The sequence below is a fragment of the Rhizobium sp. H4 genome, from assembly GCF_003013335.1.
Lineage (GTDB): Bacteria > Pseudomonadota > Alphaproteobacteria > Rhizobiales > Rhizobiaceae > Rhizobium > Rhizobium sophoriradicis.
Genome location: NZ_PSOW01000018.1, coordinates 1 through 21628, shown reverse-complemented (window position 1 = coordinate 21628; position 21628 = coordinate 1). Strand labels below are relative to the sequence as shown.

At 62.3% G+C, this 21628-nt stretch carries 24 protein-coding genes; 18 read left to right on the top strand and 6 right to left on the bottom strand.

Annotation, left to right across the window (positions count from 1 at the left end):
• Nucleotides 1–196 precede the first annotated feature (196 nt).
• Nucleotides 197–436: a hypothetical protein gene (locus tag C4N04_RS24715; protein ID WP_106797254.1), complete on the top strand. Its 240-nt coding sequence runs from the start codon at nt 197–199 to the stop codon at nt 434–436.
• Nucleotides 437–455: 19 nt separating this feature from the next.
• The gene (locus C4N04_RS24710; RefSeq protein ID WP_106797253.1) at nt 456–920 is read left to right on the top strand and encodes a YbhB/YbcL family Raf kinase inhibitor-like protein; all 465 of its coding nucleotides are present in this window, start codon (nt 456–458) and stop codon (nt 918–920) included.
• A 73-nt stretch (nt 921–993) separates the two neighbouring features.
• Here the strand turns inward: C4N04_RS24710 and C4N04_RS24705 are convergent, their stop codons facing one another.
• The gene (locus C4N04_RS24705) at nt 994–2361 is read right to left on the bottom strand and encodes a TIGR03808 family TAT-translocated repetitive protein (protein ID WP_106797252.1); all 1368 of its coding nucleotides are present in this window, start codon (nt 2359–2361) and stop codon (nt 994–996) included.
• Nucleotides 2362–2592: 231 nt separating this feature from the next.
• On the opposite strand from C4N04_RS24705, the gene C4N04_RS24700 reads away from it, so the two are divergent.
• Nucleotides 2593–4890 (top strand): EAL domain-containing protein, encoded by a 2298-nt coding sequence (locus C4N04_RS24700; RefSeq protein ID WP_106797251.1) that lies wholly within the window; start codon nt 2593–2595, stop codon nt 4888–4890.
• A 33-nt stretch (nt 4891–4923) separates the two neighbouring features.
• On the opposite strand, the gene C4N04_RS24695 is transcribed toward C4N04_RS24700, so the two are convergent.
• Together C4N04_RS24695 and C4N04_RS31630 are read right to left on the bottom strand one after the other, a co-directional pair.
• Entirely contained in the window at nt 4924–5646 is a 723-nt protein-coding gene (locus tag C4N04_RS24695; protein WP_106797250.1) for a LuxR family transcriptional regulator, read from the bottom strand.
• Nucleotides 5643–5948 carry a hypothetical protein gene (locus tag C4N04_RS31630; protein WP_158775589.1) on the bottom strand — a complete coding sequence of 102 codons (306 nt, stop codon included), beginning with the start codon at nt 5946–5948 and terminating at the stop codon, nt 5643–5645. The genes C4N04_RS24695 and C4N04_RS31630 overlap by 4 nt, the downstream gene beginning before the upstream one ends.
• A 184-nt stretch (nt 5949–6132) precedes the next feature.
• On the opposite strand from C4N04_RS31630, the gene C4N04_RS24690 reads away from it, so the two are divergent.
• Nucleotides 6133–7923 (top strand): PAS domain-containing methyl-accepting chemotaxis protein, encoded by a 1791-nt coding sequence (locus C4N04_RS24690; protein ID WP_106797249.1) that lies wholly within the window; start codon nt 6133–6135, stop codon nt 7921–7923.
• An 18-nt stretch (nt 7924–7941) separates the two neighbouring features.
• Here the strand turns inward: C4N04_RS24690 and C4N04_RS24685 are convergent, their stop codons facing one another.
• Nucleotides 7942–8913: a glycerophosphodiester phosphodiesterase family protein gene (locus C4N04_RS24685; protein WP_106797248.1), complete on the bottom strand. Its 972-nt coding sequence runs from the start codon at nt 8911–8913 to the stop codon at nt 7942–7944.
• Nucleotides 8914–9033: 120 nt separating this feature from the next.
• On the opposite strand from C4N04_RS24685, the gene C4N04_RS24680 reads away from it, so the two are divergent.
• The 10 genes from C4N04_RS24680 to C4N04_RS24635 all read left to right on the top strand — a co-directional run bounded on the left by C4N04_RS24680 (nt 9034) and on the right by C4N04_RS24635 (nt 17186).
• On the top strand, nt 9034–9837 hold the full coding sequence (locus tag C4N04_RS24680; protein WP_077994852.1) for an alpha/beta hydrolase: 804 nt from the start codon (nt 9034–9036) through the stop codon (nt 9835–9837).
• A 49-nt stretch (nt 9838–9886) separates the two neighbouring features.
• Nucleotides 9887–10897, top strand: a complete 1011-nt coding sequence (locus C4N04_RS24675) for a ligase-associated DNA damage response exonuclease (RefSeq protein ID WP_106797247.1) — start codon at nt 9887–9889, stop codon at nt 10895–10897.
• 201 nt (nt 10898–11098) lie between these two features.
• Nucleotides 11099–12724 (top strand): cisplatin damage response ATP-dependent DNA ligase, encoded by a 1626-nt coding sequence (locus C4N04_RS24670; protein WP_106797246.1) that lies wholly within the window; start codon nt 11099–11101, stop codon nt 12722–12724.
• Nucleotides 12725–12846: 122 nt separating this feature from the next.
• Nucleotides 12847–13770 (top strand): alpha/beta fold hydrolase, encoded by a 924-nt coding sequence (locus C4N04_RS24665; RefSeq protein WP_106797245.1) that lies wholly within the window; start codon nt 12847–12849, stop codon nt 13768–13770.
• Between the two features lie 147 nt (nt 13771–13917).
• Nucleotides 13918–14724, top strand: a complete 807-nt coding sequence (locus tag C4N04_RS24660; RefSeq protein ID WP_106797244.1) for a L,D-transpeptidase — start codon at nt 13918–13920, stop codon at nt 14722–14724.
• 137 nt (nt 14725–14861) lie between these two features.
• A complete protein-coding gene (locus tag C4N04_RS24655) occupies nt 14862–15596 on the top strand; it encodes a L,D-transpeptidase (RefSeq protein ID WP_009996687.1) in 735 nt (244 codons plus the stop codon).
• Nucleotides 15597–15834: 238 nt separating this feature from the next.
• Nucleotides 15835–16044 (top strand): cold-shock protein, encoded by a 210-nt coding sequence (locus C4N04_RS24650; protein ID WP_004676036.1) that lies wholly within the window; start codon nt 15835–15837, stop codon nt 16042–16044.
• 236 nt (nt 16045–16280) lie between these two features.
• Nucleotides 16281–16565 carry a hypothetical protein gene (locus C4N04_RS24645; RefSeq protein ID WP_039623135.1) on the top strand — a complete coding sequence of 95 codons (285 nt, stop codon included), beginning with the start codon at nt 16281–16283 and terminating at the stop codon, nt 16563–16565.
• Nucleotides 16566–16618: 53 nt separating this feature from the next.
• Nucleotides 16619–16855, top strand: coding sequence for a 30S ribosomal protein S21 (gene rpsU, locus C4N04_RS24640; protein WP_009996690.1), 237 nt, complete (start codon nt 16619–16621; stop codon nt 16853–16855).
• Between the two features lie 97 nt (nt 16856–16952).
• Nucleotides 16953–17186, top strand: a complete 234-nt coding sequence (locus C4N04_RS24635; protein WP_009996691.1) for a hypothetical protein — start codon at nt 16953–16955, stop codon at nt 17184–17186.
• 26 nt (nt 17187–17212) lie between these two features.
• On the opposite strand, the gene C4N04_RS24630 is transcribed toward C4N04_RS24635, so the two are convergent.
• Nucleotides 17213–17701 (bottom strand): MarR family transcriptional regulator, encoded by a 489-nt coding sequence (locus C4N04_RS24630; protein ID WP_077994757.1) that lies wholly within the window; start codon nt 17699–17701, stop codon nt 17213–17215.
• Nucleotides 17702–17937: 236 nt separating this feature from the next.
• Here C4N04_RS24630 and C4N04_RS24625 point away from each other — a divergent pair, with 236 nt between their 5' ends.
• Nucleotides 17938–18360, top strand: coding sequence for an organic hydroperoxide resistance protein (locus C4N04_RS24625; protein ID WP_009996695.1), 423 nt, complete (start codon nt 17938–17940; stop codon nt 18358–18360).
• A gap of 275 nt (nt 18361–18635) precedes the next feature.
• Here the strand turns inward: C4N04_RS24625 and C4N04_RS24620 are convergent, their stop codons facing one another.
• Nucleotides 18636–19148: a MarR family transcriptional regulator gene (locus tag C4N04_RS24620; RefSeq protein WP_077994853.1), complete on the bottom strand. Its 513-nt coding sequence runs from the start codon at nt 19146–19148 to the stop codon at nt 18636–18638.
• 89 nt (nt 19149–19237) lie between these two features.
• Here C4N04_RS24620 and C4N04_RS24615 point away from each other — a divergent pair, with 89 nt between their 5' ends.
• The 3 genes from C4N04_RS24615 (at nt 19238) to C4N04_RS24605 (ending at nt 21355) form a co-directional block, all read left to right on the top strand.
• The gene (locus C4N04_RS24615) at nt 19238–19966 is read left to right on the top strand and encodes a thioredoxin family protein (protein WP_077994758.1); all 729 of its coding nucleotides are present in this window, start codon (nt 19238–19240) and stop codon (nt 19964–19966) included.
• A 91-nt stretch (nt 19967–20057) separates the two neighbouring features.
• A complete protein-coding gene (locus tag C4N04_RS24610; RefSeq protein WP_009985829.1) occupies nt 20058–20525 on the top strand; it encodes a DUF1579 domain-containing protein in 468 nt (155 codons plus the stop codon).
• A 50-nt stretch (nt 20526–20575) separates the two neighbouring features.
• Nucleotides 20576–21355 (top strand): VOC family protein, encoded by a 780-nt coding sequence (locus C4N04_RS24605; protein ID WP_077994759.1) that lies wholly within the window; start codon nt 20576–20578, stop codon nt 21353–21355.
• The last annotated feature ends 273 nt before the right edge of the window (nt 21356–21628 follow it).

The window sequence follows — 21628 nt, the reverse complement described above, 5'->3', positions numbered from 1 at the left end:
ATCCCCTCAATGTGTCGGGAGAAATCGTAATCACTGGACCTGCCGCGGAAAAGCCTCCGCCACTGATGGGACGATGAAAGCTTTTGATACGCTCAGGGCTGGCGGAACAATGCGTAGGCCAGCGGGTTCGAGCCTCAGAGGCTGGCGCCGTCAAGGCGTCGAAAGCAGGAGTGCGTTCTCAGCAAGGAGGAATGTCATGACGGGGAAGAAGACGCATGAACAGCAGCTTCGCGTCATCGAAAAACGCGAGAAGACGGCAAATGCCGGTGAGGATTTCGATGCCGCAGCAGATCTGCAGCGCAATCCACAGGCGAGGCAGGCGTATCGGAAGGGAGGCGATCTGAAGCCGGATCCGGATACCGGAAACGACGATCGCGCGATCATGCGCGGCCGCAACCAGGAAAGCGAGCATAAGAAGGGAAGAGGCCGTCCCTGAGGAGACAAAGGAGAATGTCATGACTTTGACATTGATCAGCAAAGCCTTCGCGCAGGATCAGCCAATCCCTAAGAAATATGCGCGCGCGGGCGAGAATCTCTTTCCGCCGCTTGCCTGGAGCGGCGCCCCCGACGAGACCAGGAGCTTTGCTCTGGTGGTCGAGGATCCGGATGCCCCTCGTGGCACCTTCCGCCACTGCGGTATCGCCAATATCCCGGCGCAGTGGACTGAGCTCGCCGAAAGCGTCGACACCGCACCCGAACAGGCGCCGCGCTTCTACAAGAACGATTTCGGCAATGCCCGCTACGACGGCCCGCAACCGCCGGCCGGCGATCGCCCGCATCATTATATCTTCCGCCTCGCCGCCCTCGACGTGCCGAAGCTTCTGACACCCGATGCCGCCGGCATCAGCGCCATGTGGACGGAGGCAAAGAAACATGCCTTGGCGGAGGCGACCATCACCGGCACCTATCAGACGCAGTGACGACGATATGAATTCAAGTGCGTGAGGTCTTACCGCCGGCAGAGGCGCCGGCGGTTGAAAGCCGCCCCGTCCGTCAGGACATGCGGTTTCGCTCGACGGTGAGCTGCGCATAGGGCGAGCCGCCGTTCGCCAGCTCGCCGGAGACTTTTTTCTCCCACTCGAAGCCGAGAACCGCGCCGTCGGTGATTTCCTGAAAGACGTTGTCGGTGATGACGGCGGTGCCGGCGCCATCGGCGACCGAGACGGCGCAGCCGACCGGGGCCTTGCGCACGACATTGCCGCTGACGACGACATTGCGCAGATAAGCGCCCCAGCCGATCTGCAGTCCCCAGCGCGGCGCGCCCTCGATCACATTGGCCGACACCAGCGTATCGGCCTCCGCTGCAATGCCGATGCCGAAGCCGACCTCGTGCTGGTAGGGGCCCTTTAGCGTCAGGTTGCGCACGACGTTGCCGGTGACGCTCGCGAGCCTGCCGCCTTCGTCGAAATTGGCGATCGAGATGCCATTGGCCGCCCCGTCGATCAGATTGGCGGAGACCACAGCACCCTCGAAGGCGAATTCGACATAGATCGCCGTCTCGCCGGAGCGCCGGCACTGGTTGCTGCTGATCTGGATGTTCGAGGCCGAATTGGCGCGGATCGCCGTAAAGGCGCAGTCGGAAATATGGTTGTTCACCACCATCACCCCGTCGGCGCGGAAGATGTTGATGCCGTTGCCGTTCTGGCCGGTGCCGCCGTCATTGGCGCGGATGTTGGAAATCCGGTTGCCGGAAATGACCGTGCTGTCTTCCGCCTTCTTCCAGCGATGCACGAGAATGCCGCCATTGCCGCAATCGGCGATCGTATTTCCGGTGACCGAAAGATTGGCGGAATCCACCGCGTAGAGCCCGGCTTGGGCCGCACCTGAGATGCGGCTGCGCTCGATCCGTCCGCCGCAGCGCTCCAGCTGCAGGCCGTGCTTGCGGCTGCCGCCGATTTCGCAATTGTCAATCAGCACCTCGTCGACGCCGGTAAATTGCACGAGCCCGCCGGCATAATCCCCGAGCCAGCGGTTGCCGCCGTCGATGACGAGATTGGAAAGCTCGATGCGCCGCACATTCTCGGCCGCGAAGAGGTGGCCTTCGCCTGTGTAGACGATCCGTGAGGCGCCGGGCACGCCCGTGATGCGGGTATTGTCGGGCAACGTGAGATTGGAGATCCGGTAGGTGCCGGGCGGCAGGAAGACCGGCACGTTCTCGGCCGCCGCCTGTTTGATCATCTGCTCCAGGTTGCGGGCCTTGCGGTCGCCGCTTTCGGGAATGGCGCGATATTCCACCGCATCGATCGCACCGCGCAAATCGGGCTGGGCAACAGCCGTCAGCGGCGAGGCAAACGCGCGCGACGTCCCGCCCGCAACCGCCGAGGCGGCGAGAAAGAGAAGCATGTCGCGGCGTGAAGGCATTCCGGGCGCTCCTGTCATGGCCCGCCTCTAGCAGGAAACGTGCCATCCCGCCTGTCTTCTTTTGGCACACACCTTTCCCCGGCGCGCGAAATTACGGTTGCCGCCGAGGTTGCGGGCAGGATCTCGCCGCTTATTTTGGCGTGTTGTTCACTCTTTCACTTAAGCAAGCCGAAGGACTTCAGGACTACTTTGAAGGGAAATGACGACTGCGGGGCCGGGGAGAATGGGGTAATGCACGAACCAAGTGCCAGGCGATGGGAATCGGCCGAGGCCCTGACGGCCGAAACGCGGCGCTTCGTTGCCGCGACCGAGGCAATGATGGCGTCGACCGCCCACCACCTGTCCGAAGGCGTCGAGAACCTGCGCCTGAGAGCGATCATCCACGAACTGCCGGATTTCCTCTACGTCAAGGATCGTGACAGCCGCTTCGTCTTCGCCAATGCCGTCACCGCCAGCAACCTTGGCTTCGGGAGTGCCGATGAGATCACCGGCAAGCGCGATTTCGACCTGTTCGATTTCGAGGTGGCGCGCCGTCATTTCGATATCGAGCAGCAGATCATGGCGACCGGCCAGGCCCGGATCGACATGGAGGAAACGGTCGTTCTTCCCGGCAGCCCCAGGCCGGTCTGCCGGCTGACGTCGAAGATTCCGCTGCGCAACGATCGCGGCGAAATCATCGGGTTGATCGGTGTTTCCCGCGATATCACCGAACGCAAGCTCCAGGAAGATCTCCATCGCGGCCAGGCGAAACTGCTCGAAATGATCGCCCGCAACGAGCCGTTGCCGATGATCCTCGAAGCGCTGGTGCTGATGATCGAGGCGCAGCTGACCGGCATCGACGGATCGGTGCTGCTGCTCGACAGCGAGGGCACCAGGCTCTATCACGGGGCAGCTCCCAATCTGCCCGGCGGCTACAGCCGCCTGATCGACGGCGTCACCATCGGCCCCAAGGTCGGCTCCTGCGGCACGGCCGCCTGGCGCGGCCAGACCGTGATCGTCGAAGACGTGATGAGCGATCCGCTCTGGGAGGATTTCCGCGCGCTGATTGCCCCCTTCGGCTTCCGCTCCTGCTGGTCGACGCCGATCGCCACCTCTGAGAATAATGTGCTCGGCACCTTCGCCCTCTATTCCAGGGAAGTCCGCCGTCCCAGCGAGCATGAGATGAAGCTGGTGGCGCTCGCCACGCACATCGCCGGCATCGCCATCGAGCGCAAGCGCGTCGATGACCGCATCCATTTCATGGCTCATCATGATGATTTGACCGGCCTGCCGAACCGCGCCTTCCTGAAGGAAAGGCTGGCCAGCATCCTCGATCAGGCCCGGCGCAACAATCGCAAGGTCACCGTCGCCTATATCGATCTCGACAATTTCAAGGACGTCAATGACGGCCGCGGCCACGCCGCCGGCGACGAAGTGCTGAAGGAGATCGCCACCCGCATGGCCAACAGCGTCCGCGCCTCGGATATGGTGGTGCGGCTCGGCGGCGACGAATTCCTCGTGGTGCTCGTCCACCAGTCGAGCCACGACGCCGGCATCGCGCGGCGCCTGCGCGAATTGCAGAAGGCGATCAACCGGCCGATGCGCGGCGAGAGCGGTGACATCGCCATCACCTCGAGTATCGGCGTTGCCGCCTTCCCCGTCGACGGCGCAACCGCCGAAGAGCTCCTCGCCAATGCCGATCGCGCCATGTACCGGGCCAAGCAGCTCGGCCGCAATACGCTGCAGCATCACGATGGCGCCGGCACACCGGTCGGCATGCCGCTCGGCGAGCAGGAGGAGCTCCACCAGGCGATAACAGGCGATCAGCTGTTCCTCGAATATCAGCCGCAGGTCGATGTCGCCACCGGCCGCATCACCGGCATCGAGGCGCTGGTCCGCTGGAACCATCCGGCCAAGGGCAGGGTGCCGCCGGTCAATTTCATCCCGCTCGCCGAAGAGACCGGCCTCATCGTTCCCCTCGGGCTCTGGGTGCTGAACGAGGCCTGCCGCCAGGCGCGCGCCTGGCAGGATTTGGGCCTGACGCCGCTGACGATCGCCGTCAACGTCTCGGCCAAGCAATTCGCCGATCCGGATTTCGCAAGCCATGTCGCCGAGGCGCTGGAGCGCCACGGCCTGCAATCCCATTGGCTGGAGCTCGAGGTCACCGAAAGCGTGGTGATGCAGGATGCCGAACGCGCGCTTGCGATGATGGCATCGCTGCGGGCGCTCGGTGTGCGCCTGTCGATCGACGATTTCGGCTCCGGCTATTCCAGCCTTGCGGCGCTGAAGACCTTCCCCTTCGACCGGCTGAAGATGGATCGTTCGCTGGTCGAGGCGCTGCCGGGCGACAAGACCGCCGTCGCCATCGCCTCGGCGGTGATTTCGCTGGCGCAGACGCTGAAGCTTTCGGTGCTTGCCGAAGGCGTCGAAACCGATGCCCAGATGGATTTCCTGCGGCAGGCGCATTGCGAGGAGGCGCAGGGTTATCGCTTTTCCAAGCCCGTCTCTCCGGAAGAGATCCCGGCATTGCTGCGGGCGCGGGACCTCTGAACGTCATTTCATAAGCCTGCTGATCGCCGCGATCTAAACCCGAATGATATTGAGACGCAGAGCGCTGACGACCGCCTGTGTTCTCGTCGTGCATCCGAGCTTCTTGATCACGCTGCCGATATGATTGTTGACCGCATTTTCCGACAGATGGAGAAGCTTTGCGATTTCGCTGCTCTTCCTGCCTCCAGCCGTCAGCCTCAGGCACTCCAGCTCACTCGACGTAAAGGCAATCGGCTTGTGTTTCTCGTTCAATGTCAGCTGTGAGAGCCGATCATAGATGAGTGTGGCGATAAACAGGATCTTCGCCATTTCGATCATGCTGAAATTCCGGGATCCCGAAATCGACATCGCACCGCGTCCACCGGCAGCATCGTGAAGGGGAAAATAGGCTCCCTTTTCCATGCCGTACCGCCTGAACAAATCGATGACCGTGGACTTCTTGCCCCCTCCGCGATCGGTGTTGATCGCCTCGACATCATAGTTGAAGGGACTGGTCGATCTCAGCATCCGGCGGATGACAGGGCTGTCGACCATCAGGTTATGGGCGTCATAATAATCGACCATCTCCGCCGGCCAGTTGGTAATGATCTTCGTCGCGCCGATTTCAACGAACTCGACCGTGGGCAGCGTCATGATCAGGAATGCAGTCATTCCCAGATCCTGAGTGAGACCCTTCATATATTTGAAGACTTCGTAATGCGTCTTGAAGCCTGCGGCGACTTCTTCAATTCGATTGAACTCATCCTCGAGCTTCATGTCTTTTTCCGATCAACAATCGTATCCAGCGCTTCGCGGCTGACGTGTCCAGCAATTCGCCCGTATCGGAAACTGATTCTGCACGCTCGAAGGACGATGAAAATATGCACTTGCAGCGGGAAAACAGAAAGGCCCTTCACCGCCGGAAATACGAAGATAAGGGGCGGATGATTGCTTAACAAAGAGTAAACCGTTCTTAGAATTTTCGGGGCAGGCAAAGGTGAAAAAACGCTGTCTTCACGCTCGGAATCCCCGCCGGCACATGCTGTGCCGAAGCCGACCCTCCGAAAATCTTTGTTCAAATAACTGATTTTATTTGTAATTCTTCTGCCTTTGTGCCGGGGCGCGGGGGCTCCTGTTGGGCGAAGGTGGGGTTAATGGAAACTTAAAGAATTTACCGGATTCTATTCCCAGATCGCTCATCCAACGCAAGTCCGGTGGGGTCGCGGCAGTCATTCGCTTAAGAGCTGAGTTAAGGGGAACAGCATGAAGACACTAGGATTCGGCTTCGGTTCGGATGCCAAGGCCGTACTGGCGGCGATGAGCAGGTCACAGGCCATCATCGAATTTGACCTCACCGGCAAGATTCTGACGGCCAACGCCAATTTCTGCGCCGCGCTCGGTTACGAATTGTCAGAGATTGTCGGCCAGCACCACCGGATGTTCGTCGAGCCGGCAGAAGCCTCGTCGGCCGACTATCGCGAGTTTTGGGCAAAGCTCAGCCGAGGCGAGTTTGATCAGCGCCAATACAAGCGCATCGGCAAGGGCGGCAGGGAAATCTGGATTGAAGCTTCCTACAATCCCGTCTTCAGTGGCGGAAAGCCGTATAAAGTGGTGAAATTCGCGACCGATATCACCAAGCAGAAACTGCAGAGCGCCGAAGATGCCGGCAAGTTAAACGCGCTGTCGCGCGCCCAGGCTGTTATCGAATTCACGCCGAAAGGAGAGATTCTGACGGCGAACGAGAATTTCCTGTCGGCGCTCGGCTATCAGCTTGCCGATATCCAGGGCCGCCACCATTCCATGTTCTGCGAGAGCGCCTATGCAAACAGCGAGGATTATCGGCGGTTCTGGGAGCGCCTGGCAGCGGGTGAATTCGTGGCGGATGAGTTCCTGCGCATCGGCAAGGGCGGCAAGAGGATCTACATCCAGGCCACCTATAATCCGATCCTCGACATGAACGGTAAGGTGTTCAAGGTCGTCAAATTCGCGACTGACGTTACTGCCCGCGTCAACAATGTCGATCAGCTGGCGGCGTCTTTGATGGGCCTGGCCGGCGGCGATTTGACCCAGGAGGTCGCAACGCCATTCATTCCGACACTGGAAAGGCTCCGCACCGATTTTAATGCAGCGGCCACCAAGCTGCGCACAGCGATGCAGGTCGTGGCTCAAAACGCAACGGGCATTGCTGCCAGCGCCCAGCAGGTTCGTTCAGCCTCCGACGATTTGTCGAAGCGTACGGAACAGCAGGCGGCTTCCGTCGAGGAAACCGCAGCCGCCCTTGAAGAGATCACCACAACGGTCTCTGATTCGAGCAACCGCGCCCAGGAAGCCGGCCAGCTGGTTCGAAGAACTCGCGAGAATGCCGAGCGTTCCGGCGCGGTGGTCCGCAGCGCCGTCGATGCGATGGGCAAGATCGAGACATCGTCCGCAGAGATCGGCAACATCATCGGCGTCATCGACGAAATCGCCTTCCAGACCAATCTCCTGGCGCTGAACGCGGGCGTCGAGGCGGCGCGCGCGGGCGATGCCGGCAAGGGGTTTGCGGTGGTCGCGCAAGAGGTTCGCGAGCTTGCTCAGAGATCGGCCAAGGCGGCAAAGGAGATCAAGGAGCTGATCGGGGCCTCCAACGAGCATGTGAAGAGCGGAGTGACGCTGGTCGGCGAAACCGGCAAGGCTCTCGAAGAGATCGTCGCCCAGGTTCAGCAGGTCAACAGCAATGTTCTTGCGATCGTCGAGAGTTCAAAGGAGCAGGCGACGGGGTTGAAGGAAATCAACACCGCGGTCAACACCATGGACCAGGGCACGCAGCAGAACGCCGCTATGGTCGAGGAATCGACGGCTGCCGCACATAGCCTCGCCAAGGAAGCCGACGCGCTTTTCCAGCTGCTGGGCCAGTTCAATATCGGCGGCCCAGCCTCACGCCAGCAGCGCCCCGCCGTGGCAACTGCCGCTTCCAGGCCCGTCGCATCGGCGCCGCGGGCAATGGCTGCAAAAGTGGGCGCAGCCTTCCATGGCAACGCGGCAGTCGCCGGCGGCGACTGGGAGGAGTTCTGAGGCGAGTGGCGCTCCGCCTCATTCCAGGAGCCGTCCGATCGTCTCGATCTCATTCGTCCAAATGCCTTCCGCATAGTTTTGCGGCAGTCGCGCCAACTGCGCGGGGTCGTCGATACCGGTGGAAAATTCACCGCCTCGATAAGGGCCGAGCACGAAAACTTCGGTGCCGGCATCCGCCATCCGGTTGAGGAAACGGTCCGGCCAGCCCCAGAGCCAGGGCGCGATATTGATCGGCACCAGCATCATCCGCTGCTTGCAGGCATCCGGTAGCAGGCTGGTCCAGCCATAGCCGATATAGCCGGTGAGGCAGCCCTTCAGGCTCTGGCGCGAGGCGGTCTTGATATCGGGCACGCGCCGGCGGATGACGTCGATCGGTTCGTCGCCGCCGTAGACGATGATCTCGGCCCGTCGCCCGGTGGAAAGCCCGTTGAGCACGACGGCGAGCTTTTCGCCCTCGGACGGATCGCGGCTCTTGACGTTGATGAGGAAACGCCGATCCGGAAAGGTCGACAGCACTTGCGCCAGCGTCGGCATCATGCCGATGCCGCGGCCGCGGAACGGAAAGGTCTTGCCGCCATCGGCGGTGTAGCCATAGCCGATGTCGAGCTTCCGCATCTCCTCCATCGAATGCTCGCGAGTGACACCGTGGCCGTCGGTGCGGCAGTCGAGCGTCCAGTCGTGAAAGACGGCGAATTGCCCGTCCGTCGTCGGGTGCACGTCAATCTCGACGATATCGGCGCCGGCCGCAAAGCCCGCCTGCATCGAGGGGATGGTATTTTCGAGATAATCATGTTTCGGCGGCAGCATGCGGCTCGCCGTGCAGGTGTCATTCTTCAAATCGGTCTCGTCGAAGCGTTGGGCGATGCCGCGATGGGCGAGCAGCACCGGCTTACCCGAACGGTGCTCCGCCAAAAGGCTGGTATTGTTGAGGTAGATCCCGGCCGCGGCGAGCGCGATTGCGCCGGCGCAATAGAAAAGCCTCCTGCCCATGTTGCTCCCCCTGATTGCATCGAAGGACGCAACAGCTAGAAAGCGATTCCGGTTGTTCTTGGGCTGTTTTCCGGCTTTTCTATGCTGGCCGCCTATAAACCCGAAAGGACTGTCATCGCCATGGAACGACACGACGACGAGCTCATCCATTTCGAAGCCCAAGGCGCTGCCCCCTTGCCGCCGGCCGCAGTCGAAGGCCATGTCGGGCGCGAGGGCGCCCGCATCTGGTATGCGAGCTACGGCGCCGGGCCGGCCGTCATCCTGCTGCACGGCGGCCTCGGTCATAGCGGCAACTGGGGCTATCAGGTCCCGGCGCTGCTCCAAGGTGGCCGCCGCGTCGTGCTGATCGACAGCCGCGGTCATGGCCGCAGCACGCGCGATGCCCGTCCCTATACCTATGAGCTGATGGCCGCCGACGTCCTTGCGGTCATGGACGAACTCTCTCTGGAACAGGCGGCATTCGTCGGCTGGAGCGACGGCGCCTGCATCGCCCTGATCCTCGCCGCAGCGGCGCCGTCGCGTGTCGAGGGCGTGTTCTTCTTCGCCTGCAACATGGATCCGAGCGGCACGCTGGAATTTAATCCGACGCCGGTCATCGACCGATGCTTCAGCCGTCACGCCAAGGATTATGCGGCATTGTCCGCCACGCCGGACGATTTCAATGGCTTCGTCGAGGCGGTGAGCCTGATGATGCGCACGGAGCCGAATTATCAGGCCGAAGACCTCGGCCGCATCGGCGTGCCGGTTGCGATCGTGCTCGGCGAACACGACGAGTTCATCAAGCCCGAGCATGCCGAATATCTCGCCCGCAGCATTCCAGACGCTCAGATGATCTATCTCAGGGGCGTCAGCCACTTTGCGCCGCTGCAGCGGCCGGCCGAGTTCAACGCCGCAGTGCTGTCCTTCCTCGACGGGCTTCCTTGATGAATCGCTCCCTCTGGCCTCGCGTCCATTTGCCGCTATCTCTTGCTGCATGAGAGCTGACGCCCTGCTTTATCCCGCCCCGGAAGGGCTCTATTGCCCGGAAGGCGGATTTTATCTCGATCCTGTGCGGCCGGTGGAACGGGCGCTCGTCACCCACGGCCATTCCGATCACGCCCGGCCCGGTCACGTGAACGTGCTCGCCACCCGCCAGACGCTCGACATCATGCGTTTGCGCTACGGCGACGGCTTCTGCGCCAGCGAGCAGATTGCCCGTTTCGGCGAGGAACTGCTGATCAACGGCGTCAAGGTGAGCTTTCATCCCGCCGGCCATGTGCTCGGCTCGGCCCAGATCGCCATCGAGAGGAACGGCACCCGCATCGTCGTCTCCGGCGATTACAAGCGACGCCCCGACCCGACCTGTGCGGCCTACGAGCCGGTTGCCTGCGATGTTTTCATCACCGAGGCGACCTTCGGCCTGCCGGTCTTCCACCATCCCGATCCGATGGACGAAACCGGCAAGCTGCTGGCCTCGCTCAGGCAATTTCCGGAGCGCACGCATCTGGTCGGCGCCTATGCGCTGGGCAAGGCCCAGCGCATCATCCGCCTGCTGCGCGACGCCGGTTATGCCGAGCCGATCTATATTCACGGCGCCATGGAAAAACTCTGCGACTATTATGTCGGCGAGGGCATCGATCTCGGCGAGCTGCTGCCGGCGACCATCGAAAGCCGCGACAGATCCGCCTTCAAGGGCGCCGTCGTCATCGGCCCGTCCTCGGCCTTCGCCGATCGATGGGCGCGCCGCTTCAACGAACCGCTGCCGGCCTTCGCCTCCGGCTGGATGCTGGTGCGCCAGCGCGCCAAACAGCTCGGCGTCGAATTGCCGCTCGTCATCTCCGACCATTGCGACTGGCCGGAGCTGACAGAAACGATCCGTGAGCTGCACCCGGCCGAGGTCTGGGTAACCCACGGCCGCGAGGAGGCGCTGGTGCGCTGGTGCCAATTGCAGGGCATCAAGGCGAAACCGCTGCATCTCGTGGGCTATGAAGACGAGGCGGATTGAGATGAGCGGTGTGGTGGATCAAAACCCCTCCCCAACCCCTCCCCACAAGGGGGAGGGGCTAGATCTGCCGCGCCATCCCACTGCAAAATCACCCCCGGGAACGCTGAAGTCGAAAAAGGGCAGGGCAGCGCCACGAGTTAGTCCCTCCCCCTTGTGGGGAGGGGTTGGGGAGGGGTCTTCTTCCCAAGCCCGGAGGCCCGCATGAAAGCCTTCGCCGACCTCCTCGACCGCCTGGTGCTGACGCCCAGCCGCAACGGCAAACTCAAGCTGCTGACCGACTATTTCCGCGATACGCCCGATCCAGACCGCGGCTATGGCCTGGCCGCCATTGCCGGCACGCTGGAGGTGCGCAACGTCAAGCCGGCCATGCTGCGCGAGCTGGTGCTGGAGCGCATGGACGAGGTGCTGTTCCGCTATTCCTATGATTATGTCGGCGATCTCGCCGAAACCATCTCGCTGGTCTGGGACAATGAGCGGGATATCGACCGCTCGGCCCTTTCCCAGCCGCGCCTCGGCGAGGTCGTCACCCGCATGAACGGGCTCGGGCGCACCGAAGTGCGCGGCTATGTCCGCGACCTGCTCGACCGGCTGGATTCCTCCGGCCGCTTCGCCTTCATCAAACTGGCGACCGGCGCCATGCGCATCGGCGTCTCCGCCCGTCTTGCCAAACAGGCGCTCGCCGACCTCGGCGGCAAGGACGTTACCGAGATCGAAACCCTCTGGCACGGCCTGCAGCCGCCTTACGAGACATTGTTCGCGTGGCTGGCGGGCGGCGGCGAGAAACCGGCGCTGGCGACGCCGGCGATCTTCCACTCCGTCATGCTCGCCAATGCAGTGGAGGAGGGCGATCTTACCGCCCTCGACCCGGCCGACTATGCCGCAGAATGGAAATGGGACGGCATCCGCGTCCAGCTTTCCCGCTCCGGCGACCGGCGCAAGATCTATTCCCGCTCCGGCGACGACATTTCGGGCGCCTTTCCCGACATTCTCGAGGCGATCGATTTTTCCGGCGTTGTCGACGGCGAGCTCTTGGTCGGCGGCACCGCCCGCTCCAACAGCCCGACCCGCACATTCTCCGACCTGCAGCAGCGGCTGAACCGCAAGACGGTGACGGCGAGAATGCTCGACGACTACCCCGCCTTCATCCGCGCCTATGACCTGCTGTTTGACGGCGAGGAGGACATTCGCGGCCGCACCTATGTCGATCGCCGCGATCGCCTGGCTGAGATCATCGATCGCGCGCCCCATGATCGTTTCGATCTGTCGCCGCTCGTGCCTTTCACATCCTGGGAAGAGCTCGACGCTTTGCGCGCCGCGCCGCCCGATCCCGTTATCGAGGGGGTGATGATCAAGCGCCGCGACAGCATCTACCAGGCCGGTCGCATTAAGGGTCCCTGGTTCAAGTGGAAGCGCAATCCCTATAACGTCGATGCGGTGCTGATGTACGCCCAGCGCGGCCACGGCAAACGCTCGAGCTACTATTCCGACTTCACCTTCGGCGTCTGGGCCGACGACGAGGACGGCGAGCAACTGGTGCCTGTGGGAAAGGCCTATTTCGGCTTCACCGATGCCGAACTCGAGCTGCTCGACAAGTTCGTGCGCAACAATACGACGGAGCGGTTCGGCCCGGTGCGGGCCGTGCGGGCCGACCGGGATTTCGGCTTCGTCGTCGAGGTCGCCTTCGAGGGCATCAACCGCTCGACCCGGCACAAATCAGGCGTCGCCATGCGCTTCCCCCGCATCGCCCGCCTTCGTCCTGACAAGCCGCCCTACGAGGCCGACCGGCTGCGCACGCTGATCGCCATGATCGACGCCAAACCCGGCTGAGTCGGGCCGCCGCCTGCGCAACAATGACGCAGGGCGATATTTTCAACAGGATGTGTATTGGCGGCAGCGCGTTTTCCGGTGCACATCTTGTCGGCCGGGGAAATGATTTTGGGTGCTGCGTCATGAGCTCGCATGAACGAAATTCCTTTTTCCGCCAACGCCGTGCCGTGCTGGCGGGTCTCGCCGGAGCGCTGGTGTTGCCGCGCATGGCGGCCGCCTTCGATGTCCCGGAAGAACCACGCCTTGCCAGGCACGACTATGCCGAGGTTCGCCGCCGTTTTCGCACGAAGCTGCTGCAGAAGGGGCCGGCGCCCGACAAATACGAACCGCTGGCCGCGCCTGCCGACGCTGAGAAGATCTTCTACCGTTCCGGCTATGGCGGCGAGCTGGAGCTGGCGGCCTGGGTTTCGAAATACAAGCGCGAGCGCACGGCCAAGCCTGCAGTGCTTTTCCTGCATGGCGGCAACGCCATGGGCATCGGCCACTGGCAGCTGATGAAGCCCTATATGGATGCCGGCTATGTCGTGATGATGCCGTCGCTGCGCGGCGAAAACGGCCAGAGGGGCAATTTCTCAGGATTTTACGACGAGGTCGACGACGTTCTCGCCGCTGCCGAGCGTCTGGCGCATCTGCCGGGCGTCGATCCCCAGCGCCTGTTTGTCGCCGGCCACAGCATCGGCGGCACGCTGACCATGCTGACGGCGATGAGCACCCACAAATTCCGTGCCGCCGCGCCGATTTCGGGCAATCCGAACGCCTTCCGCTTCTTCAGCCGCTATCCCCAGGACATCCGCTTCGACGACAGCAACAGGCATGAATTCGAGGTGCGTTCGGCGCTCTGCTACGCCCACAGCTTCAAATGTCCCGTCCGGGTCCTCCATGGCACGGAGGAGGCGCATTTCAACGACCGCGCCGACCTGCTCGCCCGCCGCGCCCGCGCCGCCGGCACCCACATCGAAACCGAAACCGTCGCCGGCAACCACACCTCGGCATTGCCGGCCGAGATCGCCCAGAGCATCCGCTTCTTCCACGGCGTGGCGGCCTGATTTTTCGGCGCGCCCAGGAACCCGCAGCCAGAGGGCGGGTTCAAGTCTTCCTGATTTTTCCTCCCCGACACCAGCCTCGCGCCAGCCGCGGATGCCATCGTCGCGGCAGATATCGCTGTCTCGCCGATCGTTGATAAGGGTGGTTCGATGAATTTTCTGCGCCGGGTCTTCCCGATTGCCGGGCTCGTGATAGTCGCTGCCTCGCTCAGTGGCTGCAACATCCTCATTCCCGATGTCGCCGCCGATTCGCCCGCCCGCTTCGTCCAGGAAACCTCGCCGGTCTTCTATCAGCCGCCCGGCGTCGATCCCGGCCGCGTGCGGCCGATCCCCGATCAGCCGGTGCCGCAGACGCGCGAACTCTACAAGACCCAGTTCCACCAGACCTACGGCCTGCCGGTCACCAATCCAGTGCATGCGGCGATGTATGGCGAGCTGCGCGACGAGGATTTCACGCTGCCGTCAATTCCGGTCAGCCGCGTGCAGCCGCAATTCCTGCGCCAGGAGGTCGATTATCAGACGACCGAACGCCCGGGCACGGTCGTCGTCGACACCAAGGCGCGTTTCCTCTATTTCGTCGAGGGCAATGGCAAGGCGATGCGTTATGGCGTCGGCCTCGGCCGCGACGGTTACGCCTGGTCGGGCCGCGGCGTCATCCAGTGGAAGCAGAAGTGGCCGCGCTGGACGCCGCCGGTCCAAATGGTCTCCCGCCAGCCCGAGGTTCGCGCCTTTTCGGTCGAAAACGGCGGCATGAATCCCGGACTGCAGAACCCGCTCGGCGCCCGCGCCATGTATATTTTCAAAGACGGCCAGGATACGCTCTATCGCATCCACGGCACGCCCGACTGGCAGTCGATCGGCAAGGCCACCTCGTCGGGCTGCGTGCGCATGCTGAACCAGGATGTCGTCGATCTCTACGACCGCCTGCCTGCCAAGGCCGAGATCGTTGTGATGTAGCGCTGCAACAGCGCTCTTCATATCGTCGGCTCCATCAGGAACACGTCTGCGTGAAGCTATGGTTTATTTGGCGCAAGCCGATAGATTTCATGATGTCGTAATGGATTCCCGCATCAACAGGAAATCAGTCCCGCGTCATGAGTTCCGATAGACATCTTTCCCGCCGCAGCTTTCTCTCCCTTTCGGCACTGACCGCCGCCTCCGCGCTCACCGGCTGCGCCTCTTCCGCCAACACCGTAAGATCGGGCGACACGTCGATCATCTACCGCTCGCCGATGCGCCTGTTCCAGTCGCCGGGAGCCTCGAGCGTGCCGAGCGGGCCTGAGCTTGCCGTCATGTACGGCCCAGTCGAGGACGGCGGCTTCCTCATTCCCGCCGTTCCCTACGAAGAGATCGATCCCCGCTACTATCGCCAGCGCGTTCTCGATCCAACCGGTCAGCCGCCCGGCACCATCGTCGTCGACACGCCGTCGCGTTTCCTCTATCTCGTCCAAGCCGATGGCATGGCGATGCGTTACGGCGTCGGCATCGGCCGCGAAGGTTTTGCCTGGCAGGGGTCGGGCGTCATCCAGTGGCGACAGAAATGGCCGCGCTGGAAGCCGCCGAACGAGATGGTCGCCCGCCAGCCGGAACTGGTCAAATATTCGATCGAGAACGGCGGCATGGAGCCCGGGCTGAAGAACCCGCTCGGCGCCCGTGCGCTTTATATCTTCTCGAACGGCGAGGACACGCTCTACCGCCTGCACGGGAACCCCGACTGGCGCTCGATCGGCAAGGCCGTCTCCTCGGGCTGCGTCAGGCTGTTGAACCAGGATATTATCGATCTCTATGATCGCGTTCCGACGAAGGCGCCGATCGTCGTCTGGCAGTGATTCCGACGGGGCGGTCGCCAGCCGGCCGCCTCTGCCTGCTATTCCGGGCGTCGTTGCTCTGCCCGGAAAAGTTTTATTTTCAAAATAGCATTGCTTAATTCGGTAAAAAGCCTACATGGTGCCTATCGAATATTGCTTGTGCTGCGCGATCGCGCTTCGTCAGATCTCCTCTCAGCATCGATATTGCTCGTGGGACAACGTTCCCCGGCTTCACTCCAACGGTTGAAAGGAAATCGTTATGAATTCAGGCGTGGTCAAGTGGTTCAACGGCACCAAGGGTTTTGGCTTCATCCAGCCCGATGATGGTTCCACGGACGTTTTCGTTCACATTTCGGCAGTCGAACGCGCTGGCATGCGCGAGCTCACCGAAGGTCAGAAGGTCCGTTACGACCTCGTTCGCGACAAGCGCTCGGGCAAGAACGCGGCCGACAACCTTCAGGCCGCATGATTTGTCATTCGCCTGCAGCGGCCGCGTCTTTCAGACGAGCTGCAGCTGCTGTAGCATTTTGACTGGCAAGAATGTGCCAGCGAGCTGACCACGGATGTACTGGCAGCGCGCTGATCAACTTGCCGGCGGAAGGGCAGAGTGACGGGAAGAGGTCGGGTCCGCCCGGCCTTTTTGTTTTCACTGTGGCCTTCGATTGGCCAATCGAACAAACAGCCGAAGGGTTGAAGGTGCGCCGAATGGGCAGACCAAACTACAAAATCGGCGACATGATCGTGTTGAAATCCGGCCTTACCCGCACCGCGGAAGCCGAAAAGCGGTGCCGGATCGCCGGCGTCCTTCCCAACGATCATGGACATGTGCAATATCGCGTCCAATTCGACGCGGAGAATTTTGAACGCCGCATCACCGAGGCCGACATTGACACCGGGAAATCGTTGTCCCGGGCCGCCCCAGAGGTGGTGGCCAAAGCCGGCGGCGCCGAACCCTGGTTGAAGCTTTCGAGCATCAGGATCGGGAAGTAAAGCCGCTTTCACTATGGACCGTGCGGCCTTGCCGCCGAAGAAAGGATATCACTTTGCAGGTACTCGTCAGGGATAACAACGTCGATCAGGCACTGCGCGTGCTGAAGAAAAAGATGCAGCGGGAAGGCCTGTTCCGGGAAATGAAAGCTCGCAGCGCCTTCGAGAAGCCCTCCGAGAAACGCGCCCGTGAAAAGGCCGAGGCCATTCGCCGCCAGCGCAAGCTTGCCCGCAAGAAGATGCAGCGTGAAGGCCTGCTGCCGGCACCGAAAAAGGTTCTTCGCGCCCGCTAACCCGGCCGCGGGATCGCGGCCAACGTGAACAACGGCCCGGCCGCGGGATCGCGGCCCGGCCGTGGCTCAAAATCGCCAGCACCTGAGAAAGGGGCATATGACCGCCACCAAGGAAGAATTCTTCAATCCCGCCAAGCTGTCGCCCCGCGACAAGGCGGAAGCGACCGATCAGACGGCGCGCGCCATCATCGCGGCCGAAGCCTCGGCCCGCGACAAGAAGACGGAAAAGCTGAAGGCGTTGCGCCTGCAGCAGGCGGCCGAAGCCGGAGCGGAAGCGGCGCCGGCAAAGAAGCGCCGGTCACCGGCCAAATCCGCTCAGCGGCGGCCGTAATTCGGCGAAAGGCCCGACAGGAGGCTTCAGCCGCCGGCGGCGCCGGCCCGGCCGAGATTGCCGCGCAGCCGATGCAGCATGTCGCGCATCTGCCCCAGCTCCTCCAGCGTGCAGCCGGCAGCTTGCCCGATCGCCGTCATGATCGTATCGACCTCTCCCTTCATCGCCTGGCCCTTCGGCGTCAGTGACACGATCACCTGCCGCTCGTCGCGCAGGTCGCGGATGCGCTTGATCAGCCCGCCCTGTTCCAGTCGCTTCAACAGCGGCGACAGCGTGCCGGAATCGAGATCCAGCTGCTCGCCGATGGTCTTCACCGGCAGCTCGCTGCGCTCCCACAGCACCAGCATCACCAGATATTGCGGATAGGTGAGGCCGACCCTGTCGAGGATCGGCTTGTAGGCACGGGTGAAGGCATGCGCCGTCGCGTAGACCGCGAAGCACAGCTGCTTTTCCAGCCGCTTCTCCTCTTCCGGTATCTCCATCGTCTTTGCCGTTTGCGCTTTCATCTCCACCACCCCCGAGCATGATGCCGAAAAGTGTGAGCGGTTTTCTCATGACATCACGCTCTCACTTTAACGTAGAGCAGGATTCAGATTTTGGGCCGGACCAGCCTAAAATCGTCCTGCCCTAAGGCTGCGATTGTCTTCCTTTCGACGCCGAAATGCAATTTGCAAAATTCACTTCCGTACAAGTTAATTGTGCGATATTAAAAATCCAACCCCGATCGAAGGACCAACCAAAGGAGATTGTCATGCCTATTCTCTATACGACCCAAGCCTCTGCCACCGGCGGCCGCGCCGGCCGCGCCGTTTCCGATAACGGCGTCCTGGACGTGACGCTGACCGTTCCCAAGGAACTCGGCGGCGACGGCGCGACCGGCACCAATCCCGAGCAGCTTTTCGCCGCCGGATATTCCGCCTGCTTCCTCGGTGCCCTGAAATTTGTCGCGGGCCAGCAGAAGGTCAAGATTTCCGAGGAAACGACGGTTTCCGCCAAGGTCGGCATCGGCCCGCGCGAAGACGGCACCGGCTTCGGCATCGAAGTGGCCCTGACCGTCAATATTCCCGGCCTCGACCGCGAAACAGCCGAAAAGCTCGCCGCCGCAGCCCATATCGTCTGCCCCTACAGCCACGCCATGCGCACCTCGACCGAGGTTCCGGTCACGGTTGCCTGATCCAGGCGCGTTCAGCAAAACTGACGGGATGGCCTTCGGCTTCGGTCGGGGCCGCTGCTTGTCTTGATGCTGACGTGAACGCAGCGATCATCGCATGGGTCCTCGGGTCAAGCCCGAGGACGACGGAGCAAGGGGAGGCCTCTCGCCTCCAGCCAATACCTACCCCCAACCTCCGTCGTGCTCGGGCTCGACCCGAGCACCCACGCGCGCCGACTCCGGTTGCATGGCGTGAACGACGCGATTTCTCGTGGATCGAAGGCGAGGTTCGGCTCGCTCTACCCGGCCGTTGTCCGTTCGTTTTTGCGGGACTGGCGAGCGGCCGGCTTCGGCGCCTCACCACTCCCTGACACCGCCAGCAACTCCTGCCGCAGCCGCGCGGAGCCGCCGTCCGGCAATCTGCCGTCAAGCATCGCATGCGTCTCTTTCCAGATCGGCAGCGCGTTTGCCAGCGCCGCCTTGCCTTCGCCGGTGAGCGCAAGCAGCCGGCCGCGCCTGTCCCTCGGATTTTCCATCACCATCACCCAGCCCTTGCGCTGCAGCGGCTTCAAGGCCGCCGTCAGCGTCGTCTGGTCCATGGCGAGCAGGGCTGCGACCGGCCCCATTGGCGGCGGCTCCGGCCGGTTCAGCGACATCATCAGCGAAAACTGCCCGTTGGTCAGCCCGGTGGGCCGCAGCGCGTCGTCGAACAGCCGGGCGAGCGCGCGCGCCGCTCGCTGTGCATGCAGGCAGAGGCAGGTGTCGCGCACCAGAAGCGTTGTAGAGAAAGGAATTTCAACCGAATTTGACATGGCCATTTTATATTGATATCAATCTATTTAGTCAAGGAGAAGGAGATGTTGCCGGCTTCACCGGCAAGCGCCGGAGGAGGGCGCATCCGATGCAGAACGAAGTTGTTTCCCGCGAGCAATGGCTCGCGGCCCGTCGCGCCCTGCTCTTGAAGGAAAAGGAGGCGACGAGGCTGCGTGACAGCGTCAACGCCGCCCGCCTGGCGCTGCCCTGGGTGAGGGTCGACAAGGACTATGCCTTCGATACGCCAGAGGGAAAGAGGTCGCTCGCCGATCTCTTCGACGGTCGCAGCCAGCTACTGATCTATCATTTCATGCTTGGTCCGGACTGGGAGGCCGGCTGCCCCGGCTGCTCCTTCCTCGCCGATCATGTCGACGGCGCCCTGCCGCATCTCAACCATCACGACGTCACCTGGGTCGCCGTCTCGCGCGCGCCGCTTGAAAAGATCGCCGCCTACAAAAGGCGGATGGGCTGGAAATTTCCCTGGGTCTCATCCTTCGGCAGCGATTTCAATTTCGATTATCACGTTTCTTTCAGCCCGGAGGACCTTGCCAAAGACAAGGTCTTCTACAATTTCACTGCTATCGAGCCGGCTGAGGCCCATGACGAACTGCCGGGCCTCAGCGCCTTCTACCGCAACGACAAGGGCGAGGTCTTCCATACCTATTCGAGTTATGCCCGCGGGCCGGAGGAACTGATCGGCACCCTGATGATCCTCGACCGCGCGCCGAAGGGCCGCAACGAGCAGGGCACGATGAATTTCGTGCGCCGCCATGACGAATATGAGGATGCTCAAACGGCGCCATCCTGCTGTCACTGAGCAGGCACATGATGCCGAAATCCGTGGGGCGGTTTCCGGACGACGCCATGCTCTAAGAACAGGCGTCGCCATCACCTGAAGGGAGAAGAGGATGATGAAGACGGCTGAAGTGCTGAAGGAACATTCCTTCCTGGAAAGACTGGTCGGCGAGTGGAGCGTCACCGCACCCGAGATGGGCGGCGGCGACGACTGGACGGAGACCGTCCGCTCGCTGCACGGCATCTGGTTCGTCGCCGAAGGGCACGGCCGCATGCCCGACGGCAAGCAGGCCACTACGATCCTGACGCTCGGCTACAACGCCGACAAAGGCAAGTATGTCGGCAGCTGGATCGGCTCGATGATGGACTACATGTGGGTCTATGAAGGCGAGGTCGATGCCTCCGGCAACGTGCTCGACCTCTATACGACAGGACCCGACTTCAATGGCGAGGGCCTGGCCGATTACCGCGAGCAGATCACCTTCATCAACGCCGATCACCGCACCTTCACCTCCAGCGCCAGGCAGGCCGACGGCTCCTGGAAGCAGTTCATGGAAGTCCATTACACCCGCAAGATCTGAAAATCACGGCGCCGCAAGCATCGCAGAGGCGTCAGAAAAGGGAGAGTTCTATGTCCAAGACGCATGGAAAGTTCATCTGGTGCGAGCTGATGACCCCCGACACGTCAGCCGCCGCGAAATTCTACAGTTCTGTCGTCGGCTGGACCACCTCCGAGATGAAGGTCGAGGGCATGCCGACCTATACGATCTTCGAGGCGAACGGCATCGGCGTTGCCGGCCTGATGGAGTTTCCGGCCGAACTCGAAGGCACGGGTATTCCGCCGAATTGGACGGGTTATGTCGGCGTCGACGATGTCGATCAGTCGGCAAAGGATTTCGCCGCCAATGGCGGCGCGGTGCGCCGTCCGCCGGAAGACATCCCGAGCGTCGGCCGCTTCGCCGTCGTCGCCGATCCGCATGGCGCGGTGCTCTGCATCATGACGCCGGCGCCGATGGACAAATCCCCGCCGGAACTGGCCTTCGACGCGCCCGGCAATATCGGCTGGCGCGAACTCTATGCCGGAAATGGCGAAGAGGCACTGGCCTTCTATTCCAAGCAGTTCGGCTGGACCAAGGACAGCGAAATGGACATGGGCCCGATGGGCGTCTACTACATCTTCGCCCATAACGGCCGGCAGACCGGCGGCATGATGACCAAGCCCGACAACATGCCGATGACCTTCTGGTGCTACTATTTCATCGTGCCCGCCCTCGATGCCGCGATCGAACGCGTCACCTCGGGCGGCGGCAAGGTCGTCAACGGACCGATGGAGGTCCCGGGCGGCAGCTGGATCATCCAGGCCACCGACCCGCAGGGCGCCTTCTTCTGCCTGGTGGCGCCGAAGCGGTAGGTTTGGGCTGCGTTTGGGGTCGTGCCCCCGGCCCCCTCATCCGCCTGCCGGCACCTTCTCCCCGCTGGGGAGAAGGGGTGTCGCGGCTTTTCCTCTCCGCCTACGAGCCACCCTGCGACCTAACAGCGAGTCTCTTCTCCCCAGCGGGGACTGTTGCAAAATGCTGAGAATATGATTCCGTTGTTTTTGAACGGAGATGATTTGGATGGCGGTGAAGCAGACGGGTCAATTCAGCTTTGTTGATGCGTTGTTGCCGCAGGCAGGCGGCAGCGG

Bases quoted from the DNA above. Each gene is read 5' to 3' on its own strand.
- C4N04_RS24715 (WP_106797254.1), top strand. From the start codon at position 197: ATGACGGGGAAGAAGACGCATGAACAGCAGCTTCGCGTCATCGAAAAA.
- C4N04_RS24710 (WP_106797253.1), top strand. From the start codon at position 456: ATGACTTTGACATTGATCAGCAAAGCCTTCGCGCAGGATCAGCCAATC.
- C4N04_RS24705 (WP_106797252.1), bottom strand. From the start codon at position 2,361: ATGCCTTCACGCCGCGACATGCTTCTCTTTCTCGCCGCCTCGGCGGTT.
- C4N04_RS24700 (WP_106797251.1), top strand. From the start codon at position 2,593: ATGCACGAACCAAGTGCCAGGCGATGGGAATCGGCCGAGGCCCTGACG.
- C4N04_RS24695 (WP_106797250.1), bottom strand. From the start codon at position 5,646: ATGAAGCTCGAGGATGAGTTCAATCGAATTGAAGAAGTCGCCGCAGGC.
- C4N04_RS24690 (WP_106797249.1), top strand. From the start codon at position 6,133: ATGAAGACACTAGGATTCGGCTTCGGTTCGGATGCCAAGGCCGTACTG.
- C4N04_RS24685 (WP_106797248.1), bottom strand. From the start codon at position 8,913: ATGGGCAGGAGGCTTTTCTATTGCGCCGGCGCAATCGCGCTCGCCGCG.
- C4N04_RS24680 (WP_077994852.1), top strand. From the start codon at position 9,034: ATGGAACGACACGACGACGAGCTCATCCATTTCGAAGCCCAAGGCGCT.
- C4N04_RS24675 (WP_106797247.1), top strand. From the start codon at position 9,887: ATGAGAGCTGACGCCCTGCTTTATCCCGCCCCGGAAGGGCTCTATTGC.
- C4N04_RS24670 (WP_106797246.1), top strand. From the start codon at position 11,099: ATGAAAGCCTTCGCCGACCTCCTCGACCGCCTGGTGCTGACGCCCAGC.
- C4N04_RS24665 (WP_106797245.1), top strand. From the start codon at position 12,847: ATGAGCTCGCATGAACGAAATTCCTTTTTCCGCCAACGCCGTGCCGTG.
- C4N04_RS24660 (WP_106797244.1), top strand. From the start codon at position 13,918: ATGAATTTTCTGCGCCGGGTCTTCCCGATTGCCGGGCTCGTGATAGTC.
- C4N04_RS24655 (WP_009996687.1), top strand. From the start codon at position 14,862: ATGAGTTCCGATAGACATCTTTCCCGCCGCAGCTTTCTCTCCCTTTCG.
- C4N04_RS24650 (WP_004676036.1), top strand. From the start codon at position 15,835: ATGAATTCAGGCGTGGTCAAGTGGTTCAACGGCACCAAGGGTTTTGGC.
- C4N04_RS24645 (WP_039623135.1), top strand. From the start codon at position 16,281: ATGGGCAGACCAAACTACAAAATCGGCGACATGATCGTGTTGAAATCC.
- C4N04_RS24635 (WP_009996691.1), top strand. From the start codon at position 16,953: ATGACCGCCACCAAGGAAGAATTCTTCAATCCCGCCAAGCTGTCGCCC.
- C4N04_RS24625 (WP_009996695.1), top strand. From the start codon at position 17,938: ATGCCTATTCTCTATACGACCCAAGCCTCTGCCACCGGCGGCCGCGCC.
- C4N04_RS24620 (WP_077994853.1), bottom strand. From the start codon at position 19,148: ATGTCAAATTCGGTTGAAATTCCTTTCTCTACAACGCTTCTGGTGCGC.
- C4N04_RS24615 (WP_077994758.1), top strand. From the start codon at position 19,238: ATGCAGAACGAAGTTGTTTCCCGCGAGCAATGGCTCGCGGCCCGTCGC.
- C4N04_RS24610 (WP_009985829.1), top strand. From the start codon at position 20,058: ATGATGAAGACGGCTGAAGTGCTGAAGGAACATTCCTTCCTGGAAAGA.
- C4N04_RS24605 (WP_077994759.1), top strand. From the start codon at position 20,576: ATGTCCAAGACGCATGGAAAGTTCATCTGGTGCGAGCTGATGACCCCC.